Origin of the sequence: Vibrio cortegadensis (assembly GCF_024347395.1) — a bacterium.
GTDB lineage: Bacteria > Pseudomonadota > Gammaproteobacteria > Enterobacterales > Vibrionaceae > Vibrio > Vibrio cortegadensis.
The window spans coordinates 1176069-1189926 of record NZ_AP025473.1 but is presented as its reverse complement, the minus strand read 5'-3'; the positions used below and the strand labels follow the sequence as shown (position 1 = coordinate 1189926).

Sequence of the window (13858 nt, the reverse complement as noted above, 5' to 3'; positions counted from 1 at the left end):
TCTCAAGAAAACAGAAATATGACTTTTCATCAGTGGTTTGCCTCTCAGGGGGTTATCCTTAGCTTATAGAAATCACTGTATCCAGACTTACGTATTTGTATACCAGATACTCCTTTTTGACAGGTAACTTGTTCTTGGCCCCAAAATAGCGGCAAGATGCTCGCGTTATGCCTTAATGTGGCGAGTACTTCTATTAAGCGTTCCTTAGGTCTGCCTTGAGCAATCGCGTCGTGTACCGCGTCGACGTGGTGATCAAACTCATCTGTGTCAAAGATGAAACGAATACCTGTCCCTGTAAGCAACCACTCGTATGCACCGTATTGTAATGGTGGCTCAATAAGGTCTTCAACAAGTAGCAAATCCGCTTGTTCTTTTACGAGTTGGGGTTTACTAGCATCAGATAATTCTACTAGCTCTACTCTTAGGCCAGTTTGACCAATCAAAGCGATAAGCCACTCACTCATTCTCTCTAGGTATTTGATAGTCCATTTTGGATGTGTCAAGACAATAGTGCCTGTAAGCTTTGGTATATCGCTCACTGATTCTGATGCTCCAATTAGATCCATTACATCCAAGTCACTATGCGCTGCGAATTCAAATCGACGACTCTCCAGAAACTTAAACAAGCTTTGCCACGTTTGATCGCTAATTGAACAGCTGGGGCGGCGGTTATGTGCCAAATAAGAAAAAGCTTGGATCGTGTAGCTTTCATTATCATCGGTGTCTTGGTTATAACAGAGATGCTTATCGAGCTCCTCTCCTTGGTGGGAGAGGGTGATTTGGTCCAACAGTGCTTTTTTAGCGAAGTAATGATGGTGTTTTTTCATCACTATCTTATCTTCTTCCCAGTATTCTAGCTTAAATGGGCCTGTCCCGATTGCCACACTTCTCTGATTACTAAAAGCTTTGTGACGTCTTGATACGATAGATGCGTTAGCAGTAGCGAGGCAGAATATGAATAATGGATTCTCCTGAATAAGCTCGATACAGATAGCTTGTCTTGTGTCATCAAAGCTGACTTTTACGACTTGTTGAAACAATCTTTTTACAGGGCCGTCTGTTGCTACCAACTGCTCTAGCGCAATGATGACGTCTTGAGCTTCTAGCATAAGGCCATCATGGCTTCGGATATCCGGGCGAAGCCAAATATAGATAAATTTCCCGTCAGTTTGGTAGTCACAGGCTAAGTGGGGGCTTAATTGACCATTAGAATCAATAGTGAACAGGGTATCATAAATACTTCGTATGACTTGGAGCTCTGAAAAGCGATACGTCACAGATGGGTTAAGTTCATTAACCCAAGGATATTGGCTTATGATAAGAGAATTTGCGTCTTGATTTTCTTGTGCGGCTTCCGTCATTGCTTGGCTAAGTGCACTCGCTGCAACCGCTTTATACGTCTCTAGGTATTTGGGAATAGCATCGAAGTTACCGCTACTAATTTCATGGTGGATAGTTCGATACAGGGCTTGATGCATAGAGATCATTACTTTGAGAGTACTGGCTTTACCGCGACCTCGGCCTGGTATCCATTTTATCCAACCACAGTTATCTAGCATCTTGAGGATGTTGGAAGTATTACGTCTAGAGGTGGCAAAGACGGCTTCCAAATCATCTAAGCTAACTTGATGCAACTGAGAGTGATTGTAATGATTTAGTAGCTGACTCAATCTACGAAGACATGTTTCGGTCATTTTGCTATGCCACGGTTTGTTTAAAAGATAAAGAGGGGATACTTAGATTTAAAACCTAATATAAGGAATAGCCTTAAAGTTGGCTTAGAATAGCCATGCTATATTCACTTAAAAAGTATCATTTCTGTTTTAGATAAATATATTACTACTATTTTCTTAAAACGGCTTATGTTTTTACTTAATTTATTAAGATAATTATGTTCTCTTAGTTATAAATATATTAGTTATTAGTTTCTGATTTTTTATCTAAAAACTTATTGGTGAGTAAAGTTTATTCAGATTTGATTTTTATCGCTGAATACGAAGGAGAGAAATGCCCCTAGTAACTAGTGAAAATTAACTAGGGGCTGGGGTGTTAGTCTACTTTTGGAAAAGTAGTAAATATAGTCCATTCATCTTTGACCATACCTTTATGCCCAATAACGGTAGCTGTTACTCGACGGTTTAAAGCGTGGCTTACATCATCCGTGCCTAATTTGACTAAATGAGTATCACCAAAGCCTACAATAGTTAGCCTTTTCTCTGAAATGTTCTGTTTAATTAATAGATTACGTACGTTGCTTGCTCGGCGACGTGATAAATCAAGGTTATAGGTAGTGCTTCCAACCTTACTTGCATAACCTTGTATCTCGATAGAAGCCGTAGGGTACTTCTTAAGAAATGTGGCCAATTCAGTAATCTTTTGTTGGAATGCTGAGTTAATGCTATCTGAATCATTAGCAAACAAGATCTTAAGTTGATACTGTTCTTCTTTGTTTAGGTAGGTTTCGCAGCCATCATTATCTACTTCGGCACCAAGCGGGGTATTTGAACACAGATCGCGAGCATTGATAACGCCATCATTGTCCAAGTCTTGCAGGTCAGCGACCTGAACGGCTTCTGGAGTAGGAATGTAATCGAACTGATCCGTTGCAAATGCGCTATTTAGGCTCATTGTAGTTAAAGCTAGAAATTTTAAGGTATTGGTTTTCATCGTGTTTAGTACTCTACTGGCTGAGTCCATTCTTGAGGGATATCGACGCGCAATGCATCAAGTAATTTTCCTGTAGAAGTTAGAGTTCGGTATTTAGCGTATTGTTGAGCGAACTGAGTTTCGAGATAACTTTTTCGTGATTCAAATAACTCATTTTCAGTATTGAGCAAATCAAGCAAGGTACGTTTACCGATGCGGTATTGTTTTTGGTAAGCAATAACAGTGTCCGACATAAAGTCAACATGCTGACTTAGGAAGGTTTTTTGCTTACCAGTCAGTTCTAGAGCACTCCACGATAGGCCTAGTTCTTGTTCAACACTTCGGTAGGCACGCTCACGTAGATCTTTCGCTTTGTTGAGTTGGTAGGCCATACTGTCAGCGTTTGCAGAATCTCTGCCACCATTGTAGAGGTTGTAACGGAGACGAAGCATCGCCGTAGTTTCAGAGCTGCTACCTTCAATACCTCCTGCATCATCACGCCAACTTTGTGCTGCTTCAACAGAAACCACTGGGAAGTAGTTAGCGTCTGTTTGCTGGTATTGGAATCTTGCAGAATCAACATCAGCTAATGCTATTTTGATAACTGGATGGTTTTCAAAAGCTTGATTTTTAGCCTCATCTAAGCTGCTTGAGATAAAGTTTTGGTCCGCGCGTGGAAAGATCAGATCCTGAGGTTTTTCGCCCACTAATCGAATAAATGCGGTTTGTGCATCTTTGTAGTTGTTTTGTGCCGCTAGTAAATTGCTGTGAGCCTTTGCTAGACGCCCTTCAACTTGAGTCAGGTCTGCAATTGAGCCAATTCCCGATTGTGTACGTTTTTTGATATCAGTATAAATACGTTCGTGCGTATTTAGGTTGTTTTCAGAAAGTGTAATGAATTCCTGCGCCTCAATTACGTCCAGATACGCTTTAGCAACTTGTAGAGCAGCATTTTGAGCATCAGCCAGCAATTGATAACGCACCGATTCTGCGTCTGCTGATGTACGATCTATATCGTATAGAGTTTTTGAACCATCCCAAATTAGTTGGTTAAATGTAATTGAGGCGTCTTTACGGGTCATGTCTGTTCTATCTGCAGAGTTCGCAGAGTCTATACCTTCATAACCGATACTAGCGTCTAAATCGATAGTTGGTTTATACGCGCCACTTGATTGATCAATGATGTAGCGTTTGCTCATATATTCATTGAACGCACTCTTAATCTCTGGGTTGGTTGCAAATGTAACTGCTACAGCCTGCTCTAATGTCTGTGCGCTTGAGTGAAGGGGTATTAACAAACCAAAACACACAAGACTAATACTACTAAGCTTCAAAAGAAATCTCCCCAAATAATTCGCAACGCTAATTATTTTTAATTTATGTCTCAATATTGAAACTGTAAGAACTGAATATATTAAAGAAATGTTTGTATAAGATCTGGCTTTGTAAATTTAAACCATCATCTCTCAAAAAATGTAATTGTCGGAACAAAGTCCTAAAAATAAGCCGCATAACATATGTCTTTATGGAGCAAAATAAAACAACTTTAAAACATGAAATTTATTGGTGAAAAAGTGCATGTTTTACGTTGGGCAATTAATGATAAATTATCACTTATATGTATCACTGCCTGAAGTAATGCCCATTCCCTGAATTAATCGAGGGAAGGGATTATTTCATCTGCTCAATGGGGTAATAATTTTGGTTGGAAAGTCAAGCTCAGCTACAGATAAGTATGTTGTAATCGGTAAAGATGGTCACATTAAAGTAGTTGAATCTAAGGATAACTTGCTTCCGGGTGAGATTGTCGTAGAGACGTTAAAAAGTGGCTCTCTAGCTTTAAACACTTCCGTAGAAAGTGGTGATACGAACTCAGATATACCTCTTGTAGTGGAGGACATTGTTAAAGCCGTCGCGCAAGGCGATGACCCAACAGAGTTAGGAGAGGAATATGCCACAGCTGCAGGTGAGCAATTAGGTTCTAGTTTAACGTCTTCCGGAACGATTGAACGTTCTGGAGCTGAACTTCTGGCAAGTACGTTTTTTGAAACAGCAGGTTTAGACAGTGAGCAGAGTGATACCAAAGATTTACCTGAGGTACACCGTTCTTCTGAAATAGATAGTAGTAACTCCACGGCGTTAATTGATGGTGACGATGCAGGCGCAGTAAGAGAAGACGTCACGCTGACCACGAGTGGCAACTTAACCGTGGCGGATCCTGATGCAGGCGAAGCGGTCTTCCAACCTCAAACCAACGTTCAAGACGGCCACTGGGGTACCTTCTCTATCGATGCCGAGGGCAACTGGACGTATGAGCTGAACAACCGCCACCCAGACGTGCAAGCGTTAGACGCCGATAGCGATCCGGTGATCCGTACTTTAACAGTGACGTCGACGGACGGCACCCCTCATGACGTGGTGGTGACCATCGCGGGCTCAGACGACCAAGCGATCATCACACCAGAGCAACCGGGTGACGATGCGGGCGCGGTGCAAGAAGACGTCACGCTGACCACGAGCGGCAACTTAACCGTGGCGGATCCTGATGCTGGTGACGCGGTCTTCCAGCCTCAAACCGACGTTCAAGACGGCCACTGGGGCACGTTCTCTATCGATGCGGATGGCAACTGGACGTATGAGCTGAACAACCGCCACCCAGACGTGCAAGCGTTAGACGCCGATAGCGATCCGGTGATCCGTACTCTGACAGTGACGTCGGCGGACGGCACCCCTCATGACGTGGTGGTGACCATCGCGGGCTCAGACGACCAAGCGGTCATCACACCAGAGCAACCGGGTGACGACGCAGGCGCAGTGCAAGAAGACGTCACGCTGACCACGGGTGGCAACTTAACCATGGCGGATCCTGATGCCGGTGACGCGGTCTTCCAACCACAAACCGACGTTCAAGATGGTAACTGGGGCACGTTCTCTATCGATGCCGAGGGCAACTGGACGTATGAGCTGAACAACCGCCACCCAGACGTGCAAGCGTTAGACGCCGATAGCGATCCGGTGATCCGTACCCTGACAGTGACGTCGGCGGACGGCACCCCTCATGATGTGGTGGTGGCCATCGCGGGCTCAGACGACCAAGCGATCATCACACCAGAGCAACCGGGTGACGATGCGGGTGCAGTAAGAGAAGACGTCACGCTGACCACGGGTGGCAACTTAACCGTGTCTGATCCTGATGCCGGCGAAGCGGTCTTCCAGCCACAAACCGACGTTCAAGACGGCCACTGGGGCACCTTCTCTATCGATGCCGAGGGCAACTGGACGTATGAGCTGAACAACCGCCACCCAGACGTGCAAGCGTTAGACGCCGATAGCGATCCGGTGATCCGTACTCTGACAGTGACGTCGGCGGACGGCACCCCTCATGACGTGGTGGTGACCATCGCGGGCTCAGACGACCAAGCGGTCATCACACCAGAGCAACCGGGTGACGACGCAGGCGCAGTGCAAGAAGACGTCACGCTGACCACGGGTGGCAACTTAACCATGGCGGATCCTGATGCCGGTGACGCGGTCTTCCAACCACAAACCGACGTTCAAGATGGTAACTGGGGCACGTTCTCTATCGATGCCGAGGGCAACTGGACGTATGAGCTGAACAACCGCCACCCAGACGTGCAAGCGTTAGACGCCGATAGCGATCCGGTGATCCGTACCCTGACAGTGACGTCGGCGGACGGCACCCCTCATGATGTGGTGGTGGCCATCGCGGGCTCAGACGACCAAGCGATCATCACACCAGAGCAACCGGGTGACGATGCGGGTGCAGTAAGAGAAGACGTCACGCTGACCACGGGTGGCAACTTAACCGTGTCTGATCCTGATGCCGGCGAAGCGGTCTTCCAGCCACAAACCGACGTTCAAGACGGCCACTGGGGCACCTTCTCTATCGATGCCGAGGGCAACTGGACGTATGAGCTGAACAACCGCCACCCAGACGTGCAAGCGTTAGACGCCGATAGCGATCCGGTGATCCGTACCCTGACAGTGACGTCGGCGGACGGCACCCCTCATGACGTGGTGGTGACCATCGCGGGCTCAGACGACCAAGCGATCATCACACCAGAGCAACCGGGTGATGATAAAGGCGCGGTGCAAGAAGACGTCACGCTGACCACGATCGGCAACTTAACCGTGTCTGATCCTGATGCCGGCGAAGCGGTCTTCCACCCACAAACCAACGTTCAAGATGGTAACTGGGGCACGTTCTCTATCGATGCCGATGGCAACTGGACGTATGAGCTGAACAATCGCCACCCAGACGTGCAAGCGTTAGATGCTGATAGCGATCCGGTGATCCGTACTCTGACAGTCACGTCGGCGGACGGCACCCCTCATGACGTGGTGGTGACCATCGCGGGCTCAGACGACCAAGCGGTCATCACACCAGAGCAACCGGGTGATGACGCGGGCGCGGTGCAAGAAGACGTCACGCTGACCACAGGTGGCAACTTAAACGTGGCGGATCCTGATACGGGTGACGCGGTCTTCCAGCCACAAACCGACGTTCAAGATGGTAACTGGGGCACCTTCTCGATTGATGCCGATGGCCACTGGACGTATGAGCTGAACAACCGCCACCCTGACGTGCAAGCGTTAGACGCCGATAGCGATCCGGTGATCCGTACCCTGACAGTGACGTCGGCGGACGGCACCCCTCATGACGTGGTGGTGACCATCGCGGGCTCAGACGACCAAGCGATCATCACACCAGAGCAACCGGGTGACGACGCGGGCGCGGTGCAAGAAGACGTCACGCTGACCACGAGTGGCAACTTAACCGTGTCTGATCCTGATGCCGGAGAAGCGGTCTTCCAACCACAAACCGACGTTCAAGACGGCCACTGGGGCACCTTCTCGATTGATGAGACTGGTAAATGGACGTATGAGCTGAACAACCGCCACCCAGACGTGCAAGCTCTCGATGCCGATAGCGATCCTGTGATCCGTACCCTGACAGTGACGTCGGCGGACGGCACCCCTCATGACGTAGTCGTGACCATCGCGGGCTCAGACGACCAAGCGATCATCACGCCAGAGCAGCCGGGTGATGATGCGGGCGCGGTGCAAGAAGACGTCACGCTGACCACGGGTGGCAACTTAACCGTGGCGGATCCTGATGCAGGCGAAGCGGTCTTCCAACCACAAACCGACGTTCAAGACGGCCACTGGGGCACGTTCTCGATCGATGCGGATGGCAACTGGACGTATGAGCTGAACAACCGCCACCCAGACGTGCAAGCTCTCGACGCCGATAGCGATCCTGTGATCCGTACCCTGACAGTGACGTCGGCGGACGGCACCCCTCATGACGTAGTCGTGACCATCGCGGGCTCAGACGACCAAGCGATCATCACGCCAGAGCAACCGGGTGACGATGCGGGCGCGGTGCAAGAAGACGTCACGCTGACCACTGGTGGCAACTTAACCGTGGCGGATCCTGATGCCGGAGAAGCGGTCTTCCAACCTCAAACCGACGTTCAAGATGGTAACTGGGGCACCTTCTCTATCGATGAGACTGGTAAATGGACGTATGAGTTGAACAACCGCCACCCAGACGTGCAAGCTCTCGATGCTGATAGCGATCCGGTGACTCGCACCCTGACAGTGACGTCGGCGGACGGCACTCCTCATAACGTGGTCGTGACCATCGTGGGCTCAGACGACCAAGCGGTCATCACACCAGAGCAACCGGGTGATGGCGCGGGCGCAGTGCAAGAAGACGTCACGCTGACCACGGGTGGCAACTTAACCGTGGCGGATCCTGATGCAGGCGAAGCGGTCTTCCAACCACAAACCAACGTTCAAGACGGCCACTGGGGCACGTTCTCCATTGATGCCGATGGCCACTGGACGTATGAGCTGAACAACCGCCACCCAGACGTGCAAGCGTTAGACGCCGATAGCGATCCGGTGATCCGTACTCTGACAGTGACGTCGGCGGACGGCACCCCTCATGACGTGGTGGTGACTATTACTGGTAACAACGATGCTCCGGAATTTATTAGTGGAACGAATGATAGCCACGGCCTAGATGAAGACGGTAAAGCTGATACCGATAGCTACCAGTTTAGTATCAATGAGAATACTGTTGCTGGGGTAATTGGGCAGGTCGAGGCATTTGATGTTGATAAAGGGAGTAGCGTAACTTATCAGTTAACTAACCACACCGACCTGTTTGAAATCAACAGCCTCACAGGTGAGATCAGCGTTAAAAGCGGCGTAGTCTTTGATCATGAAACGTTGGATAGCTACCAATTATTGGTAGAAGTTGAAGATCAGTCTGGTGCGAAGGATACGGCCAACGTCAATGTCGTGATAAATGACATTAACGAAGCTCCAATAGCTGAAGATGACAAGGGTATTGAGAAAGAGACGAAGGTTTTAGATCACACGAACTGGGACGAGAGCACCGATATTAGTGTGGATTACTACATAGTTGATACCAACACAGGTAACAGAATCGGTGATGCTAACAAGGCGGATTACACCGGTGACGGTGGTGCGCATAAGTTCGGGGTTAGCTCTTCTTTAGATGGCGGTACGGATCAGGTAAAAGATGGCCAAATTGGATTCGATGATGCCACTTCACACAGTGAGGCTATGCGTTTCACTTTCGCTGATAGTCAAGTCGCAGATCATGCTGAAGTTCAAGTTAATAATCTTTGGAGCTCTTGGGAGCCAGGAGTTGAGCGCGGTGTTTGGAAAGCTTACTACAAAGGTGAGGTTGTCGCTTCGGGTGTATTTGAAGGCACTAGCAATGGCAAGCAAGTTGTGAGTATTGACGCTGACGGTCGATATTTCGATAGCATTGAAATGTCAGCTGTGGGTTACAAAGATGGTGTGGTTGATCCTAAAGGGTCGGAGTACTTTGTAACGCAAGTTTCCGCCGATTTGACGAGCTTTGATGACGACTATCAAACAACAGGAGCAGGTATTCTAGAGTTGGATGTGTTGGCGAATGATAGCGATCCAGACGGTGACGAACTAACCATTATCGATTACCCACAAACAGAATATTTAAATTTAGTAGATGGCAAATTGGTTTTTGATGCAGCTAAGTATCTTGAGTCGTTGCCAGAAGATCAGCGTACGATCAAAACAGGGGAGATAAAGGAATACTCATTTAAATACGTCATTGAAGATGCGGATGGTCTAACTGATGAAGCAGAAGTGACAGTTCATGTGGTAGGTGAACCTATCTCATTGGATGATTCGCATATCATGCTTGATGAGTCTGCCGTTGGTTCGGATGCTGGCGTACATGCAGAAGGTGATTTAGTTGCAGACCTTGGTTTAGCATCCGATGCAGAGTTCCGATTTGATTCTGAACAGAATCTGCAGAACGTTACCAGTGAAGGCAAGCCTGTCGTGTTTGAAGTGAGTGACGATCGCGGGACTTTGACAGGATATGTTAGCTCAGGTGATGATAAGGTCAAAGTGATTGAAGCTAGTATTGATGGTAAAACTGGGCATTATACCGTCGAACAATATGAACCAGTAGATCACCCGGAACAAGGTGCTGATACGTTAGATATCCCTGTCAACATTCAAGTGGATGCAGGTGGTCGAGTTGAAAATGCGACCATGCACCTTGGCGTCGTTGATTCTTTACCTTCAGTTAATTCAGGGCACCATGAAATCATGGACGTTGACCCACAAAACAACAGTGTCGTCATTGCGTTAGATGCGTCAGGTTCAATGTGGTCAGATATGGTTAAAAACGAACAAGGTGTTGAAGTTACCCGCTGGGACCTTGCACGTAGTGCAATTAAAACCATGTTTGAAAAATATGATGATCTTGGTGATGTTCGATTTAAGATTGCGACACACTCAGGATACCCTGAGGGTAAAACGTCTGAATGGTTGGAGTCTGTGGAGGATATTGATACTTATCTGGATTCAATTGGCCGCGGCGGTTGGACGCCATACAGCCAAGCGATCGATCAGGTAAACGAAGCATTAACCGAACTTAGCCATGAAACGGGCGATACTAGCAGTCATCAGCTTTACTTTATTTCAGATGGTGCACCAAGCGATTTCAATTCATGGACAAATACTTCAGACCCTGCATATAGTGGGTTACGCGATAGCTTAATGAAGTGGTCTACAGCCGACGATTTTGAAAGTGAGCAGCGTTACGAGTACTTAGTTAATGGTTGGGATAAACCGACAGAAGCTGAGCAAAATATCATTCTTGAAAATGCGATGGAGCACAGTATCGGTTCGAGTGGTGCATCTTTAGAGAACATTTGGTCAATTGGTATTGGTGCTGGTGCGGATATGAAATATCTAGAACCAGTGGCAACCGATAAAGGCTCAGCACTAGTGGTGACAGATGATTCTCAAATAGAGGGGCTCCTGAATAAAACAGTATCAGGTCAGCTTCAAAGTAACCTTTTAGATGATATTAGTGGCGACAGCCAATGGGTCGATCAAATAGAGGTGGATGGTGAAACCTACCAATATAATAAAGTGGAAGGTACTGTTAGTAAGAGTGATGGAACGGTTATTTCTTCGCACTCGTTGGCAGAGATTGACACCGAGCACGGCACGTTAACCATTAACTTTGAGAATGGTCGCTATGATTATAAAGCGACGAATGTTGCTGGTCATCAACAAGAAAGATTTGATGTAACCGTTATCGACGCGGATGGCGATACTGCCACTGGTGAAGTGACTATCGATATTCGAGATCGCGCTCCTGAGTTTATTAGCAATACTGATGCAGATCAGACTCATGGAACCGATGTCAGCGGTATGCCAACAGCGGATAATGCAACTTTTAACGTTGCAGAGCTGGAATCCGGATTGTTGGTGGGTAAAGTTGAAGCTTTCGATCCTGATGGCGTAGATACTATTGAATACGAGCTAAGTGGCGGTGATGCCAATTTATTCAGCGTAGATTCAAATAGCGGTGAGATTTGGCTTAAAGACGGGGTTAAGTTAGACCACTCTGTTCAGAATAGTTATCAGTTGGAAGTCACGGCGACGGACGGTACGGATAAAGACACAACTCAGGTCACTCTAAACGTAACTGAAAACCATGCGCCAACGTCATCGCCAGTACACAGCTTTGCTGAAATGGAAGACTTGCCGATTAACAAAGTGACGGTTGTGTTTGATGAGTCTAACAGTATGACTCTCACCTTTGATGGGCAAAACACCGTTGGTAGTGAAGCAACCGCAGAAAAGAGTGAATCAAGAGCTTATAAAGCAGCAGATGCTCTGCACTCTATGGTTGTAAATATGATAGAGGATGGTGGTCAATCTAATACTTTCATTCGTTTGGTTCGTTTTGATGGCGATACGTCTACACAGAGCTGGTTGACTTTAGATCAAGTAGAGGAAATGAGTCGTCCGCCTTTGCAGAATGGACGCGATTCTAATGATCCTGAATATCTGAGTGAAGTTGCCTCTTACGTGAGTCGATGGTGTGATATTGATCACGGGACGAACACTGACTATAGCAAGGCACTAGAAGCTGTCATGGGCTCTAATGAAATAGGGACTCACTTCCCTTGGCAAGATGGCTTAGATGAAAACGGCAATTTTGATTGGGATCTGTACTTGAAAGAACAGCCAATCGAAAGCAAAGAGACCATATTCTTTATCTCTGACGGCGCACCAAATCCTAAAGAAGGTGAAGTAGCAGCTCCGGATTTGAATGAACGATGGGAAGACTACAAGCAAACACATGATGCCAAAGTATATGGTATTGGTATTGCAACGTCAGATAGTGAAAATGCAGCACAAGCGCTAGAAGAGCTGAGCGACAAAGTTGTATTTATCGACTCTGGCGAAGAGTTAGGTCAGTTCCTGAACCATTTTTCACCTGAACCAATTGCTGGTGAGTTGCTTTCAGGAAGCCAAGATGCGGATGGCGACATCATGACAGTATCTTTGGTTGATGGGGATTTTACTCTTTTAAGTGCTGATACGCATGGTGTCGCTGTCGACCAAGAACTGGTTTCTTCGACTTATCAAGTTGATGGGAGTTTGCATGTCGAAACGGCATTTGGTTTGTTGCAAGTTGAGTCAAATGGGAGCTACAGTTTTACACAAAGTGATAGCTTTACCTTAGAAGGTAATCAACAAGTTGATCTTAACTTTCTCTTTAAAGTGTCAGATGGAAGAAGCGGGTTCAGTGACAACGTTTTTACCTTAACGCTAAGCGAGTCTGGCGCTGATATTGCTTCAACTGAACGTCACGCTATCATAGGGAATGAGTTATCTAACCTACTTGATGGTAGTGAAACTATTGACATCATGTTGGGACAAGAAGGGGCAGACACCTTAAGTGGCGCTGCAGGCGACGACATCTTAGTTGGTGGCCTAGGCAACGATATACTTATAGGCGGTTTGGGGAATGATATCCTAACAGGAGGTGAGGGGAGCGATACGTTTACTTTCACCAACGAGTCTTTAAGTTCTGAGCTATCTATGGATGTGATCAAAGACTTCAATCTAGCTGAAGATAAGTTAGATTTGAGTGATATCATTTCGCCAGCAGATGATATGGTTGGTATGGATGCCTTACTGGAACATGTTAGCGCTAGTTTTGATGGTGAACAGGATATCCTTAATCTAACCATTACTAACGAGACAGGTCAGTTTACATCGGTAGCGTTGGAAGGCTTCGATATGTCTGGCCTAGAATTGGGCGCATCAGCGAGCTCTCATGAAATTGTTGACCAGTTGTTCCAGCATCATGTGTTTACAACTGTCTAATAATTTAGCCTTGGCAAGATAATCATTAATGTTAAGCGGCATCTGGACTATTCAGATGCCGTTTATTTTGGTTAATCTATAGGTTACAGTGACATTAGGAACTTCGTGTCCCGCGAATGCGGCAATATCCCTTTAGTGACGAATTTTTAAATATCAAAATACGAATATTATCGTGTTGCTTCGTATCGTAAGGATAAAAATGAGGTAAAACTTGACCTGGAGATGGTAGGTTCTCTGACGAAGAAATGTTATCGATCAATCGTTTGTAAATGATGTCAGGTCTTACCGGTACTATAGACTCTCAATAGGCCATTAAAAACAATTTCAAAGTGTCCGTTTTCTTATTTTTGCCGTATTTAGGGTACTCTTGTTTTGCCAAATCTAAACTAGATGGTGAAGATCCCAAAAAACACGTTAAATCAGTTTGTTATCTTGCAATACCAAGCATGGTGTACCAATCTTA

4 protein-coding genes are annotated in these 13858 nt (G+C 46.7%); 1 reads left to right on the top strand and 3 read right to left on the bottom strand.

Annotated features, from left to right (window positions below; genetic code table 11):
* Positions 1–44: 44 nt before the first annotated feature.
* From OCV39_RS19390 to OCV39_RS19380, 3 genes are all read right to left on the bottom strand, one after another.
* The gene (locus tag OCV39_RS19390; RefSeq protein ID WP_171757462.1) at positions 45–1694 is read right to left on the bottom strand and encodes an ABC transporter substrate-binding protein; all 1650 of its coding nucleotides are present in this window, start codon (positions 1692–1694) and stop codon (positions 45–47) included.
* 355 nt (positions 1695–2049) lie between these two features.
* Positions 2050–2667, bottom strand: a complete 618-nt coding sequence (locus OCV39_RS19385; RefSeq protein ID WP_171757461.1) for an OmpA family protein — start codon at positions 2665–2667, stop codon at positions 2050–2052.
* 5 nt (positions 2668–2672) lie between these two features.
* Positions 2673–3980: a TolC family outer membrane protein gene (locus OCV39_RS19380; RefSeq protein ID WP_113795471.1), complete on the bottom strand. Its 1308-nt coding sequence runs from the start codon at positions 3978–3980 to the stop codon at positions 2673–2675.
* Positions 3981–4347: 367 nt separating this feature from the next.
* Here OCV39_RS19380 and OCV39_RS19375 point away from each other — a divergent pair, with 367 nt between their 5' ends.
* On the top strand, positions 4348–13395 hold the full coding sequence (locus tag OCV39_RS19375; protein WP_261889749.1) for a VCBS domain-containing protein: 9048 nt from the start codon (positions 4348–4350) through the stop codon (positions 13393–13395).
* Positions 13396–13858: the final 463 nt, after the last annotated feature.

What these genes read in the sequence shown, in the direction of transcription:
- OCV39_RS19390 (WP_171757462.1), bottom strand. Translation starts at nt 1,694, where the DNA reads ATGACCGAAACATGTCTTCGTAGATTGAGTCAGCTACTAAATCATTAC.
- OCV39_RS19385 (WP_171757461.1), bottom strand. Translation starts at nt 2,667, where the DNA reads ATGAAAACCAATACCTTAAAATTTCTAGCTTTAACTACAATGAGCCTA.